Annotated in this window: 12 protein-coding genes and 1 other RNA gene; 5 read left to right on the top strand and 8 right to left on the bottom strand. The window is 55.8% G+C overall.

Annotation, left to right across the window (positions count from 1 at the left end):
* The first annotated feature begins 134 nt into the window (after positions 1-134).
* Positions 135-1,574, top strand: a complete 1,440-nt coding sequence (locus P273_RS0104055; protein WP_024627209.1) for an FtsX-like permease family protein — start codon at positions 135-137, stop codon at positions 1,572-1,574.
* Positions 1,575-1,780: 206 nt separating this feature from the next.
* Here P273_RS0104055 and P273_RS0104050 read toward each other — a convergent pair whose 3' ends face one another.
* The 5 genes from P273_RS0104050 to P273_RS0104030 form a co-directional block, all read right to left on the bottom strand.
* Positions 1,781-2,521 carry a triose-phosphate isomerase family protein gene (locus tag P273_RS0104050; RefSeq protein ID WP_024627208.1) on the bottom strand — a complete coding sequence of 247 codons (741 nt, stop codon included), beginning with the start codon at positions 2,519-2,521 and terminating at the stop codon, positions 1,781-1,783.
* A gap of 179 nt (positions 2,522-2,700) precedes the next feature.
* Positions 2,701-3,150 carry an RpiB/LacA/LacB family sugar-phosphate isomerase gene (locus tag P273_RS0104045; protein WP_024627207.1) on the bottom strand — a complete coding sequence of 150 codons (450 nt, stop codon included), beginning with the start codon at positions 3,148-3,150 and terminating at the stop codon, positions 2,701-2,703.
* A 2-nt stretch (positions 3,151-3,152) separates the two neighbouring features.
* Positions 3,153-4,205, bottom strand: coding sequence for a 4-hydroxythreonine-4-phosphate dehydrogenase PdxA (gene pdxA, locus P273_RS0104040; RefSeq protein ID WP_024627206.1), 1,053 nt, complete (start codon positions 4,203-4,205; stop codon positions 3,153-3,155).
* Position 4,206: 1 nt separating this feature from the next.
* Positions 4,207-5,607, bottom strand: coding sequence for a four-carbon acid sugar kinase family protein (locus P273_RS0104035; protein WP_024627205.1), 1,401 nt, complete (start codon positions 5,605-5,607; stop codon positions 4,207-4,209).
* Positions 5,608-5,651: 44 nt separating this feature from the next.
* Positions 5,652-7,019: an MFS transporter gene (locus P273_RS0104030; protein ID WP_024627204.1), complete on the bottom strand. Its 1,368-nt coding sequence runs from the start codon at positions 7,017-7,019 to the stop codon at positions 5,652-5,654.
* A 126-nt stretch (positions 7,020-7,145) separates the two neighbouring features.
* Here P273_RS0104030 and P273_RS0104025 point away from each other — a divergent pair, with 126 nt between their 5' ends.
* On the top strand, positions 7,146-8,111 hold the full coding sequence (locus tag P273_RS0104025; protein WP_172637241.1) for a sugar-binding transcriptional regulator: 966 nt from the start codon (positions 7,146-7,148) through the stop codon (positions 8,109-8,111).
* A 1,255-nt stretch (positions 8,112-9,366) separates the two neighbouring features.
* Here the strand turns inward: P273_RS0104025 and ssrA are convergent.
* The 3 genes from ssrA to P273_RS0104015 form a co-directional block, all read right to left on the bottom strand.
* Positions 9,367-9,765, bottom strand: a transfer-messenger RNA (tmRNA) gene (gene ssrA / locus P273_RS09785).
* A 244-nt stretch (positions 9,766-10,009) separates the two neighbouring features.
* The gene (locus P273_RS0104020; protein WP_024627202.1) at positions 10,010-10,909 is read right to left on the bottom strand and encodes a carbohydrate kinase; all 900 of its coding nucleotides are present in this window, start codon (positions 10,907-10,909) and stop codon (positions 10,010-10,012) included.
* Positions 10,899-12,176, bottom strand: a complete 1,278-nt coding sequence (locus P273_RS0104015; RefSeq protein WP_024627201.1) for an ROK family transcriptional regulator — start codon at positions 12,174-12,176, stop codon at positions 10,899-10,901. Before P273_RS0104015 ends, P273_RS0104020 begins: the two co-directional genes overlap by 11 nt.
* Positions 12,177-12,473: 297 nt before the next feature.
* Between P273_RS0104015 and P273_RS0104010 the strand changes: the two genes are divergently transcribed.
* The 3 genes from P273_RS0104010 to P273_RS0104000 all read left to right on the top strand — a co-directional run bounded on the left by P273_RS0104010 (position 12,474) and on the right by P273_RS0104000 (position 19,761).
* Positions 12,474-14,936 (top strand): glycoside hydrolase family 2 TIM barrel-domain containing protein, encoded by a 2,463-nt coding sequence (locus P273_RS0104010; protein ID WP_024627200.1) that lies wholly within the window; start codon positions 12,474-12,476, stop codon positions 14,934-14,936.
* Positions 14,937-15,069: 133 nt separating this feature from the next.
* A complete protein-coding gene (gene xylA, locus P273_RS0104005; protein ID WP_024627199.1) occupies positions 15,070-16,413 on the top strand; it encodes a xylose isomerase in 1,344 nt (447 codons plus the stop codon).
* A 198-nt stretch (positions 16,414-16,611) separates the two neighbouring features.
* Positions 16,612-19,761, top strand: coding sequence for a glycoside hydrolase family 38 C-terminal domain-containing protein (locus P273_RS0104000; RefSeq protein ID WP_024627198.1), 3,150 nt, complete (start codon positions 16,612-16,614; stop codon positions 19,759-19,761).
* Positions 19,762-19,863 lie beyond the last annotated feature (102 nt).

Raw genomic sequence — 19,863 nt, 5'->3', positions numbered from 1 at the left:
CGAGAAGGAATCAGGGTTGATTCAGGGTCGTTTCAGGGGTTTGCCGGATGTTGTCTTACGCGCCGATCGGCTATTCATGTAAATACAGGAATGTAGTTGAGTGTACGCACGAGGACGTGGCAGGTGAATGAAACATGACTTGGGCCTTACGTGATTTGAAAGCCAATAGTGGCATCTGGGCTGGCGTCTTTATCGTTCTTGTGGTTACCCAAACCCTGCTCTGTGCCATGAGTGTGAGCATGGGCGTCAACAGCTATTACCAGGGTTTGTCAGTCAAGACCAGGGATCCTGCCAAGAGTCTCGCATCGGCCCTGAGTCTGGTCTTCCTCACAGTCATTGTGCTCGGTTGCCTGGTGATCAAGCAGACCTTGCAGGCATCGATTCGCCAACGTCGGCAGGGGCTGGCCCTTCTCTCGCTGCTGGGAGCTACGCCTAAGCAGATCCTGCTGCTTACACTTTTGCAGGTGATGATTTTGGTTCTACCGGCCTCCCTTGTTGCTGTGGCTCTTTCGCCTGCACTGGCTGGAAGGATCCTCGATTGGTATTCCACCGGGATGCGAATACCGGTACATTTCGCTTTTACCTGGCACGGTTTTCCCAGGTCTGCCCTGACTGGTCTTGCAGTGGGATTGGCCACGGCCGTCTTGGCGACCAGCCGGACATTGCGGGATTTGGGGAAGACGACACCAGTCCGGGTGGCGCGCCGTGCTGAGGAGAGCGAATCGATTGACCGGCCCCGACATGGACGTGGTCTCGTGTCCCTTTTCCTTGGGCTAGTCTTGCTGCTATTGCCATTGCCTGTCTTTGCCTATCTTTCGCGCAGCGGCTCTGGGTCCTTAGAGCCTAAGCAGGTCCAGGCGGTCATAAGTACCGTTGGAAGTGGACCGCTGTTTGCTATTCTCTTGCTGCTGATTGCCTTGGCACGTTCTGGGGGGCCAGTTATAAGCAGGGTCACTCAACTTTGGACTGCTCTGGTCCCCTCGTCATCTGCTGTCTGGCGGATAGCGCGTTCACAGGCTGTGGCCAGGAGTCGAGATACGACATTCGGCTCAACAGTTATAGCTCTGACTGCCTGTATGTTTCTGGTCGGCGGTCTGTTGGCTGCCGGAGGCACCAGTACCATCGCCATGAACAAAGTACCGGGAATAGCGAATGCCGCATCAGGTGGAACCTTGGAGCTGCTCTATGGTTTCTGGGCAGCTTTGCTTGTCGCCCTGGTTGGTGTGATCGCGGGATTCGCTATCGCCGCTCGGGATCGTGACCTCGATCTAGCGCTCCTGTCAATTGCCGGTGCAAACCCGCAGCAGCTGACCGCTATATCCATATTGGACGGCACCATCGTGATGACTACAGGCATTATCATCGCAGCAGGCGGCACCGGACTAGTTGGACTGAGCACTGCTATGGTCTATTGGCCCCTTGTTCACAGTCTGTCAATAGCTTTTCCTTGTCAGTTCTTCCTTATATGTGGGTTGCTGATCATCGTCGTCGGGTCGTTAGCGACCATGCTGACGGCGCGGCCTGCTCTGAGGCGCTCGCCCATAGCCATTTTGCAAGGGGCTATAGGCGAATGATTGACACCAAGCAACTGGAGTAGGTCTATAAAGATCGCTCTAAAGGTTTAGTTATTGACTGTAAATGTTGCAAATGCAATAGGAAAGTTTCGGGCTTCTTTGCCTATCAAGCTGTTCTGTTCCCCTTCGTTGCGCAAAATAGAAAGCTCTATGGGCTTGGATATAGTGGGCGGACCCTTTTGATCATTCATGCTCCGATAACAGAATCAGGAAGCCTCCAGCATACGGGCCTCTTGCACCACTGAAATGAAAGCTTCGGGTTCGTGCGCAAACCGGCCCAAGAACAACCCGTCGACAGCTGGCCATAATTCAGTCAGAAGCCCGGGTCCTGCCGAACCTCCATAAATGATGGATATTTTATCGTCGTACTGTCGGAAATGTTCGCAAATAGCAGTACATACTTCGCGCACATACTCTGTTGATGCGGGATGCTGTGCTCCTATCGCCCATATCGGTTCATATGCCACCCATAGCGGGCCTGGTTTATGACCATCCACAGCGTTATTGATCTCTTCGATACATACTTGCGATGCTTTCCCCGCATCCATGCGTTCTGGTTCGCCCACACACAACAATGGAGTGAGACCGTTGCGCCAAGCAGCGGCCACCTTACCTGAGATAAGGGCATCGTCCTCGTGATAATATCTGCGACGTTCAATGTGCCCGATTTCTACGATCGAAGCACCCAGAGCAGCCAAATCTGAGCCAGATACTTCTCCTGTGTACGCTCCTCTGTCGTCGGGACAGACATCTTGGGCTCCGAGTCGCACCCCTGCCGGTTTCAGCAACGATGCCGCTGAAGCAATCGTGAGAAAATCAGGAAGCACGGCCATAACGACAGAATCAGCGTCATGGATGGGCTTCAGTAGTTGACTCAGACGCCGACAATAGTCTAGCGTCCTCTTTCGGGGGAAATACATCTTGGTACTTAAGGCAACGATTGCCATGACTTCTACTTCCGCATGATCGAATTATTTAGTATCTACTGTCAATTTGTTTGCAGTCATAGCTCCTTGGCAGAAGCAACGTCACTATTCCTGCAACGTCTCATCGCACAGGCGCGCAGAGACATTTTTGAGCTGTCTACCGCGCGCCTGAACGCATCTATTCACTTAGGCCAGCCGTCTTAGCAGGTTCCTAGCGTCCCGCGTTCGTATTCGTTAATTCGGTCGACCTTAGGAGCGCTGCGCGATTTGGGGTCAAACGTATGACTCAGGTACTCGTCCATAAACATCTTGGCCGACTCCACTCCTACTACTTGTGCTCCCATTGAAATGAGATTCGCATTATTGCTGAGCACAGCTCGTTGAGCCTGATAGATATCGGTCACGCATGCGCAATAAGCGCCGGGGACCTTGTTAGCAGCGATGGACACACCTATGCCGGTTCCGCACAGCAGAATGCCGCGGTCCTCTTCACCGGCGGCAACCGACTTTGCCACCGCTATGGCGGTGTTGGCATAAATAGGATCCCCAGAGGGGAAGTCGACCACTTCATGACCGAGCCGCTCAGCCTCTTTTATCAAGGCCTGCTTGAGCTCAGTGGCATTGGGATCACAACCGAAAGCCAGCTTCATATCTACTCCTCTTTCCCTGAATTCTGTTCCTGCGAGCGCTTGTAATCCATGCCCATCTTGGCGTACACTGCAGCGACACGAGTCGCCTCAATCATGCTGCGCCCCTGAGCGGTCCCTTTCCCGGCAATATCGAAGGCAGTGCCATGATCTACAGAACTACGCATAAAGGGCAGCCCCAGCGTTATCGTCACTGCATGCTCGAAGTCCAAAGTTTTGCAGGCGATATGGCCTTGATCGTGGTACATCGAGAGAATGCAGTCATTGTGTCCGTCTAGGTTCAGCGCGAAAATGGCATCAGCCGAAAGAGGACCTTCTGCGCAGATTCCAAGCTTTTGTGCATCTTCGACAGCTGGGCGGATATCGGTGATTTCTTCGGTGCCGAACATACCGCCTTCGCCCACATGGGGATTCAAGGCAGCGACGCCGATAGTCGGGTGCTTGAATCCGAGTTTCTTGAATTCTGTGTCGATATTCTTGAGAAACTCGAGGATGCGATCATGGTTGGCCAGATCGCAAGCCTTGCGTAAGGAAACATGACGGCTGACGAAAAAGACACGCAGCTTATGGACGTTGAACATGGTCAAGGCATAAGGCGAATGCGTGAGCTCCTGATAGATCTCGGTATGCCCAATATAAGGAACGTCCGCCATTTTCAGCGCGGCCTTATTGATTGCTGCAGTGGAGACTGCATCGATCTTGCCGGCCATTCCTAGGTCGATGGACTTGGTGATGTATGAGTAAGCGCGAAGAGCCGCATCACGCTGAGGGTAGCCATATTCGATCTTTGCGTCATTTGCTACATCGGTCTGTAACAGATCGACTGTGCCATAGCGGTAATATGCTTCGCTGGGATCATTAATCATATGGATCTTCAGAGCATCTACATTGCATACTTTCATAGCCTGCTCAAAGCTGTCGCGATGTCCGATGACGAATGGTTTGCATATGTCGTAAATCATCGCGGACCTCATCGTCTGGACTACAGTTTCAGGTCCGATTCCAGCTGGATCGCCAAGGGTTATGGCCATGACTGGCTTTTGCAATTCTTCGCTCATATCAAATAGTTGCTTTCTCTGATTGGTTTATTTGGACATGCTGTTCATCGAAAAGGCGGTTGACGACCTGAAGGGAGGTCTCTTCTACGCCGGTCAATCCTCCTTTGCATATGACTGGCGTGCCCGAGAAGGGTCCGCCGACAATAACTGATTGATCTACTTGAGGAATGAGGTAGTCGACCATGTGCAGCCCCTGTGCCTCGATGGCCTTGCAGAAACGCACCGTGGTGTCGCCGCCCGTCAGATAAAAGCCGGCGCAACGTTCGGGAGTAACTATATTGGCCACCGTGCGGGCGACTTCACTGAATTTTTCCGTTATCAGATTCGAGGCTTCTTCGGCAGGAAGGCCGCTGATCTTGGTCAATTCGTCAGGTTTGGCAGGGAGCTTGTCTTCTAAGGCGTTGTCAACAGCCAGAAGTACCACCCTCGGCTGATGGGAGCTTGACGACAGTATTTGTCTGGCTTGCTCTTTGACCCGCTGCATTTCCTCGCTGCATACTGAAGGCTTATTCGAAATCAGTTTCATGGGATCGACTGAAAGAACCGCTGTGCCGGGTTCCGCAGCCAAACGCATCATCTGCATACGAGTGGTCTTCGTGGCGCTGCCGGCACAGGTAAGCACGATGCCCTTGTCGAATTTGCTAGCCTCGGTACGTACTGATCGATCAGGGCGAGGACTTGGATGAATGGAGCTGTGCTTCATAGCCAATGCCAGTGTGAACGGGCCCGGATCCACGGCAACCACTTTCCATCCCAAATCGACGACGGCCTCTGCGATCCACTGAATCTCCTGCAATGTAGCGGCATCAATCACAAAGACCCTGCAGCCTCTCGCCTGTTGCAGCAGAAGTTGAGCTGCTATGGTATGGGCGCCGAGCACTACATCGTCGACCGGGACATAAGCCACCTTTTGTTTCATCTGAGACTGCACCAGATTGCGCACGTCGGAAAGCACCACAGGTGTGCGCACATCATGTGCGACGTCGGTCATTGCCAGGGGAATCGAGTCAATCAGCAGATATCCGCCGATCATGACTTTTTTCGATTGAGGCATCGCCGGCACCACCAGAGCGACATAGTCGTCATCTAGGGCCGACAGCATTCCTTCTACTTCAGCACCTATGTTGCCGCGCATGGTGGTGTCGATGCGTTTGGAAAACTGTGTGGCGCCGAGTGAAAGTAAACTCTGTGTGGCTTCACGAACCGCTTTGTATGCTTCCTCTGGCTTCATGGCACGAGAATCAGTGCTGGTGATAATCACGTCTTCATCCGGGCTTACGATATCCGCCATGGTTCGTGCGTCGTAGCACAATGTCGGCTCTATTCCTTCTCGTGCCAGCAGTGCTCCTACGGTAGTTCCACCAGTGACGTCGTCGGCCACAATGCCAAGTTCGGTCATCATTACTCCTTTACTGCTTCAAAGCTGTACTGATGGGATGAAAAAACTCATTCGGCAGCTGCTTCCACTTTGACGGCCTCGTCCTTTCTTGGTTCAACGGCAGGTTTGAACTCGGTTAATGTGAGAAGAATGAAGAAAGCGAGGACCAATATCAGTACGAAATAGCTGAAGGCCAACGTGTAATTGTGCGTGGCATCGAGCAGCGCACCGACGATCAGCGGAGCGAAGAACCCACCGAGATTGCCGCCGCTGTTGATGATGGAAATGGCAAATGGATAGGTTGAATCGGTTGTTATATTCATTGCAAAGGATGTAAAGCCGGACCAACCGATGTTGAGGAAGAAACCGGCAAGAATCAGTACGATTGCTAATAGTGCGGTGCTGTTGGGCGTAATCAGCAGAATTGCCATCATTACTGCTGTCATCAGTGCCGTAATCAGCATCGCAGGCTTCCTGCGTCCGCGGAAAATACGATCTGAGACAAAGCCGCCAAGAATAGCACCGATCAGACCTCCGATGTACGGAGTGGACGACATCCAGCCCATGGAAATGGTTCCATAGCCTCGCGCGCTCTTCAAATAGTCAGGAATCCAGGTAATCATCCCATAGAGCACGTTGTTCATGCAGAAGTAGGCAAGCGTAACGCCCCAGATGTTCCAGGACTTGAGCACTTCGCCGTTACGACGAAGACGACGGCCCTGGCGCAGTCTGATGACCTTATCGATCCAGCCCATATTGCCGAAATCGACCGCTGTGGCCTTGCCTCCGTTCTTGTCCCCTTCGATATACTCAAGCTCAGCCTTGTTGACGTGCCTGCTCTCCCTGGGGTGAGAACGGACGACCAGATAAAATACCAAGGCCATGATGAATCCGGGGACGGAGAACCAAATAAATACGGATCTCCAGCCAAATGCCTGTGCCAGGAACACGGAAACTATTGGGACAAGAATCGGGGCCACCATGGTAGAGCCGATGTAGACACCTGTCGCGATGCCCTTTTCTTTCAAAGGGAACCATGAGTTGATTGTCGACGTCATGCCTACGGGTGTGGGTCCTTCAATCAGTCCAAGGAACAGACGCAGGACCAGCAGCGCCAACGCTCCACCCACATGGCCCATGAGGAATGTGACGATCGAAAAACCTAGGATCGCCACGGAAACGATCTTCCTGGTGCCAAACTTACCCATGACCAAGCCGGCGGGAATTTGCGAAACAGCATATCCCAGGAAGAAAAGGCTGGATACTGCTCCTGCCTCAAAGTTTGAAATCTGGAATTCGCTTCTCATCATTGGCAGAACGGCGCCGATATTGGAACGATCTGCCATGCAAATAACGTAGCCTACGAAGATTGTCGAAAGGACAACCCAGCGATAACCGCTACGGTGCGGTTGTGCCGCTTTCTGTGTAGATGCCATATATGCTTCCTTGCAATATGAGTTCGGTTGAAACATGAAAATTTATATCAATTGTTCTTGTGATTTGAAACCTGATCCTGTATTTTTGAGAAAAGAAGTCAAAATGCTGTAGCGAAGATGATACAAATGACGAACAAAGTTGATAACGAAATGTCTCATGACCGACTTGCCGATGTGGCGGAATTGTATTGGATCCAAGGGCTAAAGATAGAACGAGTGGCACGGGAGTTGGGTATTTCACGCTCAACGGTTTCCAGACTCATTGCAAGGGCCAGAAAGGAGCATGTCATTGAATTCGTTGTTCATAGAACAAAGAATTCAGCACTTGAGTTGGAGAACCGACTCATCCAGAAATACCATGTCCGAGTAGTCGTTGCCGATACCAGCGACAATGCAGACAACACATTGAAAAGAATGGCTGTAGGAAAATGCGCAGCTATCTGGCTCAATACCCTTGTTCATTCCAACACCACAATCGGGGTTGCCTGGGGCCGCACCATAGAGGCTATGTCCTTGCAATTGCAACAGCGTCATTTGCCCGGCATGCGAATACTTCAGCTGCACGGGTTCGGTAACTCGCAGACCTTTGGAGAGAACTATGCCACCCAGATTCTGTCGCGGTTTCATAAGAACTTTGATGCATCAGTGCGACTTCTTCCGCTTCCTGCTATTTTCGACTCTGAGAATACCAGGAATCTCATGTATCAGGAATCGAGCATACGTAAGATTCTTGAACTACGAAAACACATGAATATGATGGTCACTTCTGTCGGCACGCCGAACGGATCTGACCCAAGCCCGTTGTTTACGCCAGGACTGTTGAGCAGCAAAGACATCAAGGTCCTGCATGAGCAAAAGGTGATCGGTAATCTTGCATCAACTTTTTACCGGGCCGATGGCAGTACCAGTGACATTGACCTGAACAGCAGATCGACCGGATTGAACCGCACCGAGCTGATGAGTGTGGAAACGCGGTTGTTTCTTGTAGCTAGCCCCAGTAAAGTCCAAGCTCTGCATGTCGCTCTCAGGTCCGGATTTGTAACACATCTGGTGGTCGACCGCCAAACCGCTGCGGCTCTGCTTGAGTTATAACTAATCCAAATGAGAAGTGGATATTTGATATGTGCAACATTGATGATTGGGTAGTGTGTCCAGACGCGTATATTGCTCTGACATGGAGAAGACGTATAGGCTTAGTTTTCAGACTAAGAAAATGATGTATGATGAAGTTATCTAATGAAATAGGCTCGTACTCGGGCAAGGAGTACGAGCCTATAATCAGTAGATCGACGGATTAGTGCCTGGTGCGTTTGGGTGTAATCCAAACGGTAGTTTTCGGGTGCCTTTCGGCATAGGGTATGGTTACATATCTTCCAGTCCCAGCATCTTGGGGCTGGATCCGCCTATGCATGTGCTTGGTCATTTCGCCTCCTTTCCGGATTGAATCTGCAGGTTGACGGCACGCGCACCATCTTCCTGATTCACCCTTTATCTTACACCATCAATCTACTAAATATGGGGTTATTGAAGAAAAAAACACTATATTTAGTGTTTTATATTTCATATGTAATCAATATATAACTCGAATTAGCGGGATCATACGTAGTGCGCCCGGTGAAGCTGTGATTTACCTGGTAGTGGATGCCAGCAGGATCATCTGTGATAGGCGCAAAGGCTGGGGCCGATAAAAGGATAAGAAAAGGCTCGGATAAGGTGTAGAGAGTTGTAAGACATGAATATCTCTCAATCCGTGGATGAAGGTCGCATTTGGTGCTTTTACTCTTTTTAGCTCCAATGCGGAGAAGTGTAGTCAATCTGTTTGGTTGCGTGGTGGATTTATATTTGAGTCCACAATTTGTTTTATATTATAACTCAATTATGTCGAAGTATCACTTGGCGTGTGACAGTTCTTAGCAACATTCAGTTGAATAGTTTTAAAGATCCCCCCCCCCCTGCCTGGACAAGGGACTCTTGCCGCATTCGTTAATTTGGATCAGTGAGGGAAATATGTGTTTTGATATTCAATATTAGTGAGCTTAAGGTCCGTGCTGGACTGTCAAGCATCGAAGCGTCGAGCCGTTGCTGCACAAGGGTTCCAAGTTTATTGAGCTATTTTGTCGCTCTTATGCTTAGTTCACGAAGTCGATGACTAAAAATGTCGGCATGAGTGATATCCGCTAGTCGGCTCACAAGCAAAAGTAATGTATGAATTTTTTAGTAGGTCTATCTCTAGATCTAGCCGTGCCAGATATTAATAATACAATTGACTATCACTCTGTCAATGGTAGGGCAGTACAAGATTTTTAGCAAAAAGTGCCACTCCTGATTAGGGTCGGCGCTTTAAGATTTGTGGAGCTGCGGGGAATTGAACCCCGGTCCGGTGACCGTACCCTCAGTCTTCTACGTGCGTAGTCTGCTGGCCATTGTGGCTATCTGTCTGCCCCCACCTGTGTCGCAGACAACCGGTGGCGGGCATAGCCGCAGTAAAAGTCCCCGAACCGCCCTGTGGCGCGGCAGTCCAGGCAAGTCTTCTTAATGACGCTCAGCATCCCCCCGAAGGCGAAGGGGAGTGAACGGAGCAGCTGCTCACTGGTTAATCCTGGCGCGAAGCTCAGGCAGCGAGAGCGAACTCAGTGCGGTTAGATTTAGCACTTGTTGTTTGCGGGAGGACATTAACGAGCGGACCCCCGCGTTCTCGGCACGCTTCCCTGCGACGAACAGGTCACCGTCGAAACCGATCAGCCCCAATCTTGAATTATCAAGCTCTGCCGATGCCATTACGGACCGGCCTCGTCAGTATACAACAGATGGACGCTGCGGATATTCCCGCTTCTCCCTAGGCATTGACTTGAATCCTGATCTATCCACAAAGGCCAGTAGACGGGGCTTGTCGGCATCTGGTAAATGCTAACTTCCATAGATAAAAACTGTGGTCCTGTCCAGCCGACAGCTCGACCGGGCGGGACCAAATCATGTTTAAAGGCGAGGGATCACTGACCCTGCTGGCCCAGATAGTCGGGGATATGCTCGGGATATTCGGGCCAGGCGCCCTGCTGGGTGCAGACGAAGGCGGCGGTGTTGACGGCAGCCCGGTGGGCCTGGGTCAGGGAGGCCCCCAGCAGACGGTTGATGGCGAAGGTGCCGGAGAAGGCATCGCCGGCCCCGACTGTGTCGGCCACGGTGATCTCAGGCGTGGGCAGGTGTGAGGACTGGCCGTCCGCCAGGTAGATTGTGCTGTAGTCGCTGCCGGCGGTCAGCACGATGGTGTCCAGGTGCCACTGGTCCATGAACCAGCGGCAGAGCTCGTCGTCGGTGGCTCCGGGAACGTGGAACATGTCGCGCAGGGTGACCAGCTCCTCGTCGTTGAGCTTGAAGACCGTGGCCATGTCCAGCAGTTCCTGGATCAGATCCTTGCTGTAGAAGGTGCCTCGCAGGTTGATGTCGAAGAAGCGCATGGCATGGCTCTTGGTGTGGCGCAGGACTTGCAGGCAGGTCTCGCGGGACTGGCTGTTGCGCATGCTCAGCGTGCCATAGCAGACGGCATCGGCCTTGCTGGCCAGTCCGGCCAGGTTATCCGTGTACTCCAGATGATCCCAGGCCACATCCGGTTTGAAGACGTACTGGGGGATGCCCTCGGTCAGCTGGACCTCGACGGTGCTGGTGGGGTGGTCGTTGTGTTGCAGCACGGCATCGACGCCGGCCTGGTGAACAGCCTCCTCAAGCTCCCGGCCAAGGTCGTCGCGTCCGACCGCGCTGATGGCATAGCCTTCCGCTCCGTTCTTGGCTGCATGGTAGCTGAAGTTGACCGGTGCGCCACCGGCCCGCTTGCCTGTAGGCAGGACATCCCAGAGGATCTCGCCGATGCTGAGGACCATGGGTTTACTGGTCATGGTGTTCCTTTCCTGATGACGGGTGAGGCGCCCGCCTTGTGCTTGTTGATTTCACAGCTGTACGGCCCATGCTGGCCGGGTGCTCCAAAAACTGGTTGGCCGCCACTGCCGCAGCGCCGGTCAGTGTGGCATCGATTGGAAGGTGGGAAAGCAGGATCTGTGTGTGCTCGCGCAGGCCGGGCAGGGCGCGCTGGGAGACTATGTCTCGAACCCGTTTTAGCAGGCGGGTACCAGCGGCGGCCACCATGTCTCCGATGACAATTTGGGCGGGGTTGTAGGCATTGACGATGGTCACGCAGCCATAGCCTACGTAGTCGGCTATCTGATCCACCAGAGCCTGGGCGGCCTGTTGACCGGATCGGGCCTGGTCGAACAGGCTCGCGCAGGCCTTGGCGTGGGTCATGGCCTCGACTCCAGGGAAGTGATCCCGCATATCCGGTTGACACATGCGGTGGTGGATGGCTACCGCCGAGCAGTAGCATTCCAGGCAGCCACGGTTGCCGCACTCGCAGGGCAGACCGTTCAGATCGATGCTGACGTGGCCGATCTCGGTGGCCGCTCCCTGGCTGCCGTCCACTAGGGCGCCCCTGTCGATGACACCCAGTCCTACGCCTTCGCCCACGAGAAAGTAGGCCATGCTGGATGCACTCACGCGTGGGTCGAACAGGCTCTGGGCCAGTGCCCCGGCCCGAGCGTCCTGCTCGATGAAGGTGGGTACGCGGAAGGCCTGACCGAATTCGTGGATAAAGTCCACGCTGCGCCAGCCGGGCATGCTGGTGACCAGGGCGATGCGTCCGCTCTCGCGCAGATAAGGGCCCGGCACGGCCATGCCCACCGCCACGATGGCGGGGTTCGCCTCAAGTCGTCTTGCCACTCGGGTTCGGACATCGGCTACGGCGTTAGGGATGTCATCGGGGTTGACGGGTGGCAGCTCCTCCGAGTCCAGCAGGCGACCGCTGATGTCGAACAGTCCGATGCTGACCAGGCTGCGGGCGAACTTGACTCCGATGACCTGGTAGCGGTCGGCGTTCAGGGCCAGGCCGATGGATCGACGGCCGCCCTCTGAGTCCATGCTGCCGGTCTCGCTGATCAGGCCCAGATCCATCAGGCGGTTCACCAGTTTGCCTACGGCTGCCGGTGTCAGATCAAGGTCCCGGGCCATCTGGGCTCGCGAACTGATGCCTTGCTGGTGCAGATACTGGACGATGCGTGACTGGTTGAGCTCGGAGAGGGCCTTTGGCGTGCTGGCGTAGGTGCTGCTGCGCATATCGACCTCCTCCTTGAGTGGTTCCGTCACGCGATCCTCGCGCACTTTATGAACAGCGTTTATATATTAACACTGTTTAATATCTGCTGGCAAACCCCTCCGACTGTTCTAAAACTGTTCAAGGTGCCGAGAAGGGGATTGCCATCTGCATCCGTCGAACTTGTCTGCTCAAGGGGCAGGGTTTCGGCTGGTAGCCAAGGTCGAACTATCCAGGCGGGAGTAGTCTGGTCTTCTATCCATCGATGTTGATTGGGTCGGCTATGCACCGGAGATCATAAACGATGGCGGAGGAGTTGTATGCAGGCAACGGATTGGAACCAGGGTTGGCGCTATCGACATTTGCAGGAGTCAGAAGAACCCTGGAAGCCCGTTGAGCTGCCTCACGATGCCATGCTGGCAGAACCCAGAAGGGCCGATGCTCCGAGCGAGGCTAACAGTGGATGGTTCGTCGGACGCGATTACGAATACTGCAAGCCGGTACGTGCTGACGGTCTTAAGCGGCATGATTCGATGATTCTGGAATTCGAGGGCGTGTACCAACACAGCGAGGTCTGGCTGGATGACCAACGCCTGAGCTTTCACCCTTATGGATACACGGGGTTCTTTGTCGACCTGAGTGGGAAAATCCGACCGGGGAAACCGGGCGTGGTTCGTGTTGTCGCCCGCAACGCCCAGCAGCCCAATTCGCGTTGGTATTCCGGAGCAGGCATCTACCGGCCCGTCACGCTCTGGAGTGCTGGCCCGCAGTATCTGTACCCGGACGGCATCAGGGTCTCTACGCTTGGGGTCAACCCCTGTGCCATCCGGGTCTCATTGCGGGCATCGTCAGGCGGGACTGTACAGGTTTGCATTATGCGCCATACTAATGAAGAAACTCGGCCCTTGGCTGAGGTCGCAGTCCCTGTGGAGTCCGATGGCAGAGCCCAGGTCGATATCGACCTACCTGGCGCCCAGCCATGGAGCCCGGAAAACCCGACGCTGTATGAATGCCGGGCGCTCTTCGTCTCCTCATCGGGTTGCCATGACCAGGCTCAAGCGACATTCGGCATACGAACGGTGGCCTGGGGGGATCAGGGGCTGCTCATCAACGGTGTTCGCAGGATTCTCAAGGGTGCCTGCGTCCACCATGACAACGGGGTCCTTGGCGCCTGCGCCTGGCCCGAGGCCGAGGAGCGGAAGGTGAGGTTGCTGAAACGTAATGGCTACAACGCCATTCGCAGCGCCCACAACCCATGTTCGAAAAGTCTTCTGGCAGCTTGCGACCGTCTGGGTATGCTGGTCCTGGACGAATATGCCGACCAATGGTACATCCACAAGACCATCCACGACTATGCGGAATACCTCCCGAAATGGTGGCGCAGGGACCTGGCTGATATGGTTGCCAAGGATTTCAACCATCCATCGGTCATCGTGTACTCCATCGGCAACGAGGTCAGCGAAACCGCCCAGTCCAAGGGGGTAGAGCTGACCAGGCGCATGGTTAACTTCCTCCACGGTCAGGATTCGAGCCGACCGGTTACCTGCGGGGTCAACATCTTCTTCAACTTCCTGAGTTCGATCGGGCTCGGGGTGTATTCGAGCAAGAAAGCGGCCAAGCAGGTGGCGCACGATGGGTCAAAGAGGAGCGTGTCACTTTCGATTAAGCGCCACGGATCTGTAGGGAGCCGATTCTTCAATGAGATGGCCGGAATCATGGGGGCGGACTTCATGAAGAGAGGTGCCACCCTGCCATCCTGCGACCGCCTGACCCGTGATGCCTTCGCACTTATGGACGTGGCCGGATACAACTATGGAATCAAACGATACCTTCAAGACCTCCGCAGATACCCCCATCGGCTCATCCTGGGGACGGAGACCTTCTGCAGCGACGCTGACGAGTTCATGCGTCTGGCCTCCCGTTGCCCGCGCCTGATCGGAGACTTCGTCTGGGCAGGTATGGATTATCTGGGCGAAGTCGGCGTGGGCGCTTGGGAGTATCGACAGGAAGCTCCACGGTTCAGCGGGCTGGGCTGGCTGACCGCTGGTTCCGGCCGTCTGGATCTGACGGGCAGGCCGCTGGGCGAGGCTTTGTACACACGGGTGGCGTTAGGGGGCGAGACCGGACCTTATTTAGCTGTGCGGCCTGTCAACCACTCGGGGGAGAGGCATTCTCCCAGCGCCTGGAAGATGACAGATGCTCTTGACTCATGGTCTTGGGACGGCTGCGAGGGCAGGACCGCCCAGGTTGAGGTCTATGCCCGCGCTCATGAGGTTGTGTTGATGCTGAATGGTCGTTGCCTTGGCCGCTCGCGTTGGCGGGGTAGCACTCGATTCCGTTTCTCCTGCCCTTATGAACACGGCCTGCTGGAGGCGTTGGCCTACGACAGCTCGGGCAGGTTGATTGGACGGAGTCGGTTGCGGTCAGCCGCTCCCCAAACCATGGTCAAGCTGGAGGCCGATCGGAGCACCGTTCGCCCGGGAGGGTTGTGCTTTGTGAGGGCAAGGTATACCGACCAGCAGGGCATTGACAAACCCATGACATCAGGGGATTTGACTGCTCAGGTAGAGGGTGGCCGACTGCTGGCCTTTGGGTGTGCCGCCCCATACAATCCCGAAGGGTTTTTGACCGGGCATACGCGCACCTATTACGGTCAAGCCTTGGCAGTGGTGCAGGCGGATCGGTCAGCAGGTTCAGACGGCTCGGACGTACCCAAGCAGCTTGAACTCAAGGTTTCCGACGGTCATCGCAAGGCTGCTTTGCGCCTTCCAATCCGCGGGTGACGTGATCGCCATCTATATAATTCAACGAATTGACAAAATCGATCCGTCCCTCTACTCTTATTGTTCAGGAGGCAGGAACTGGTTTCCTCCCCTGTGAAGGCTGTAAAGGCAATGCATTAGGCAAAGGAGCATTATGGGTCTGTGGGACGTTGACAAGATCGAATACGTAGGTCGCCAGGGTGTCAAGGAGGGCCTGGGCTTCCGTTACTACGACAAGAACAAGGTGGTGGCCGGCAAGCCCATGAAGGACTGGCTGCGCTTCGCTGTGGCCTGGTGGCACACTTTCAACCAGGGACTGGTGGATCCCTTCGGCGATCCCACCGCGCAGAGGCCCTACTACCGCTACACCGATCCCATGGATCAGGCGCTGGCCAAGGTGGATTACGCCTTCGAGCTCTTCACCAAGCTGGGGGTCGAGTTCTTCTGCTTCCATGACCGTGACCTGGCTCCCGAGGGCGACACCCTGCGCGAGACCGATGCCAATCTTGACAGAGTGATCGATCGCATCGAAGCCGCCATGAAGGACACGGGCGTCAAGCTGCTCTGGAACACTTCGTCGCTCTTCACCAACCCCCGTTTCGAGGCTGGCGCCGGCACCTCGCCCTTCGCTGATATCTATGCGTATTCGGCAGGCCAGCTCAAGCACAGCCTGGAGATCGGCAAGCGTCTGGGTGCCGAGAACTACGTCTTCTGGGGCGGCCGCGAGGGCTACGAATCCCTCTGGAACACCCGGATGAAGGAGGAGCAGGACCATATGGCCGCCCTCTTCCACATGTGCGTGGACTACGCCAAGGAGATCGGCTTCGACGCGCAGTTCCTGATCGAGCCCAAGCCCAAGGAGCCCACACTCCACCAGTACGACTACGATGCAGCCACCACCATCAACTTCCTGCGTACCTACGACCTGCAGGATAACTTCAAGCTCAACATCGAGGGCAACCACGCCAACCTGGCCATGCATACCTATCAGCATGAGGTCCGCGTGGCCCGCGAGGCCGGCTTCCTGGGATCCCTGGATGCCAACCAGGGCGACAAGTTGATCGGCTGGGACATGGACGAGTTCCCCTCGGATCTCTACGATGCCACCGCCGTCATGTGGGAGGTGCTGGCCAATGGAAGCATCGGGCCCCGCGGAGGCCTGAACTTCGATGCCAAGCCACGCCGCTCCTCCTTCCTGCCTGAGGATCTGTTCAGGACCCACATCGTGGGCATGGACACCTACGCCGCCGGTCTGCTGGTCGCGGCCAAGATGCACGAGGACGGCTACATCGAGCAGCTGCAGCAGGAGCGTTACTCCTCCTTCGAATCTGGCATCGGTTCGACGGTAAAGGACGGCACGGCCACGCTGGCCTCCTTGGAGGAGTACAGCCTCGACAAGCCGCAGGCCGAACTGATTGCCGCCGACAAGTCTGACCATCTCGAGGTCGTCAAGGCCACCATCAACAACTACATCGTCGAGGCTCTGGCACAGGCCTGAGCTGTAACCGGCTATCGTTGCTTAGCTCCGCGAGTGAAAGCTCGCGGAGCTTTTTTATGTGCTGACCAAGGCAGACATGTTTGCCAGGTATGACACGCCAATTTTATCTGAGCCCTATCGCCCGGACCGGAGAGGAGTATAATCGAACTAAACCGCTTTAGTAGAGATGCGAAGCGGACCTACGAGGAGGTTGTGAGGATGCAGCTGAAGATAGAACGCGTGCTTGACAAGTGCGACCGTGTCATGCGTCAACGCGTGCTACCGAAGATTGAGCGGCCTGTGGGCCAGGTCCAAGTCCGCTCTTTCGTCATTTCCGGCGAACCGATACCGTCATCGGAGTTCTTCGGAAAATTACAGAGCAAGAGCGTGGACTTCCAGCCTCTCTCCCTAGGGGACACCTGGGGCACGACCTGGGGGACCACCTGGATGGAGGTGACCGGCCACATCGATGCCGACTGGGCCGCCAAGGCACCGATTGAGCTGGTGGTCGATCTGGGCTGGCATCCTGATGCGCCCGGTGGCCATTTTGAAGCCCAGGCCTATAGGAGCGACGGATCGATCATCAAGGCCGTCAATCCCCGCAATCGTTGGATTCCGCTCGACGGGACCGACCTGGATGGGAATCCGACCCGTGACGAGGCTTCGGTCATCAACCCTGATGGAACCTTTACCATCTATCTGGAAGCGGCCTGCAATCCGCTCCTGCTTGGCACCCCCGCATTCGTGGAGACGCAGCTGGGGGAGGGAACAACCGGTCGCGCCGATGAGCCCAATGTCCTCAAGCAAATGGACGTCTGCCATTTTGACCATGAGGCATGGAACTACTACATGGATCTTGAGGTCACTGCCCAGCTGATCCGCGAATGCGACCAGAGTCAGCCACGGTACTGGCGTCTGGGCAAGGCCCTGCAGCGCTCGCTCAATATTTACGATGAGCGTGACCTGACCACACTCGGGCCGGCTCGACAGGCTCTGGCAGGTGTGCTGGCGGTGCCGGCGACCCCCAGTGCCCTGGACCATGCGGCAGTGGGTCATTCCCATATTGACTCCGCCTGGCTCTGGCCCAAGCGGGAGACCAGACGCAAGGTAGCGCGGACTGTTTCGAACATGCTCGCCCTGATGGAGCGCGATCCTCAATTCATCTATGCCATGAGCTCGCCCCAGCAGTATGCATGGCTGGAGGAGGATCATCCCGATCTCTTCGCACGCGTCAAGCAGCGCATCCAAGAAGGCAGGTTCATCCCCGTCGGGGGGATGTGGGTTGAGTCTGACGGCATGCTGCCCTCAGGGGAGTCGCTGACCCGTCAGTTCACCTATGGAAAGCGGTACTACCGGGAGCATCTGGGGGTGGATACAACCGTGGTCTGGGAACCGGACAGCTTCGGCTACACGGGCCAGTTCCCGCAGATTGCCCGCCGTGCAGGAATGACATCCTTCCTTTCGCAGAAAATCTCCTGGAATGATACGACCAAATTCCCGCATCATACCTTCGACTGGCAGGGCATTGACGGCACGGCCATCTTCACGCATTTCCCTCCCATGGATACCTATGCCTCAAGCATGACGGCCCGCGAGCTCAACCACTCCGAAGAAAACTACCAGGACAAGGACATCTCGACCAGGGCCTTGGTGCTGTTCGGCTATGGCGATGGCGGTGGCGGCACCACCAGGGAGATGCTGGGACGCTATGAGCGCCTGCATGACGTGGAGGGATCGGCCAAGGTACGGTATCAGGCTCCTGCAGACTTCTTCCGTCAGTCCGAGGAAGAGATCCGCGCGGAGGCTGGTTCCGAAATGCCCGTCTGGAAGGGCGAGCTCTATCTGGAGCTGCACCGCAAGACCCTGACCTCCCAGCAGGATATGAAGCGGGGCTGCCGGCAGGAGGAAGCCATGCTGCGCACGGTCGAATACCTCTGCGCCTACGCCGGTTTGGTCGATGACTCATACACCTATCCCCGTCAGGAGCTGGACCAAATCTGGCGCACGCTGCTGCTCAACCAGTTCCACGACATTCTTCCAGGTTCCGCCATCTCCTGGGTCCATAGGCTGGCCAGGGAGGACTACCGCAGGGATATCGCCCGTCTGGAGCAGATCGGCGATGAGGCTGCCCGCGTCATAGCCTCCGCCCGGCCGCAGGCACCCATGGTGTCTGATGCCAGGCTGGTGCCCATGGACGGCAGGGGACAGACGGCTTGGGAGCCCGTCGGACCAGTACAGGCCCAGGAAGGCCCCGAGGGTATCAAGCCTGTCCAAGTCAGCCAAGAGGGCGACGGATTCGTCATGGACAACGGACTTATCCGGGCCGTCGTCGGCTCGGACGGCGAGGTTCATTCCATTCTCGACAGGACCTCCGGCAGGGATCTGGTCCCGCAAGGCTCCTCGGTGGGCGGTTACGAGCTCTTCAAGGACGAGCCCTACATGTGGGATGCCTGGGATCTGGAGCGCGATGCCCTGCTGACCGCTTCTCCGGTCGATGACCCAGTCACCATTGAGGCCTTGGATTCCGGTGTTCGTGTATCACGTCGGCATGGCGAAACCACAATCGTCACCACGATCGGGCTGACTCCCGGCGGCAGGCAGTTGGACTTCACTGCTGATGTGGACTGGCATCAGGACGAGCAGCTGCTCAAGGTGGACATCCCCGTCGCCGTTCAGGCCAGGTACGCGCAATTCGAGTGCCAGTATGGCTTCATCGATAGGCCCATCCAGAAGAACAACGCCGCTGAAGAGGCCCAGTTCGAGAGCTGCACGCACCGATTCGTCAGAATCAGCGACGACGACCTTGCTGTTGGCGTGGTCAACGCTTCTACATACGGCGGCGACACCACACCGATCCACTACGACGAGAAGGCTGGCAAAGAGGCAGGAACCTTGGTCAGACTGACCCTGCTATCCGCCCCGGTCTTTCCCGATCCGCATACCGACAGGGGCAAGCACAGCTTCGCTTGGTCCATCGTCCCTGGGGACACCCAGGCTGACATTCTGCAAGCAGCCTATGCCCTCAACGCTCCGGTCTTCCATCATGGGCTGCCTGCCGTTGAGCCGCTGGCTGGTGTCGAGGATATTCAGGGCACCACCGTCATCGACTGGATCAAGACGGCTGATGACGACAGCGGCGATGTGATTGTCAGGGTCTATAACCCGGATTCTTCGCCCTCCAAGGCCAGGCTGCACACAGGGTCCGTCCTGCAGGGGGCGACCGTGAAGGAGACCAACTCCTTGGAGGACGGTCCTGTGCCCGAGGGTGTGCGACCAGGCCTGTGCTCCGAGCAGGGGGCGCAAGCCGATGGGGCCTTGTTGGATCTGGTTCCCTTCCAATTCACCACCTTGAGACTCTCCAGGCGCTGAATCGCCTGACCATGGGTGTCTGTCCGGCCGGTTCGTTCGTCAATTTGGATCGGCCGGAAGCTCCACAAAGAAGTGAGTAGTAAAAACAGAAAGGAAGCTCCG

The sequence above is a fragment of the Bifidobacterium sp. A11 genome, assembly GCF_000499185.1.
In the GTDB taxonomy this organism is placed as follows: Bacteria; Actinomycetota; Actinomycetes; order Actinomycetales; family Bifidobacteriaceae; genus Bombiscardovia; species Bombiscardovia mizhiensis.
This window is presented reverse-complemented; position numbering and strand designations above follow the sequence as displayed.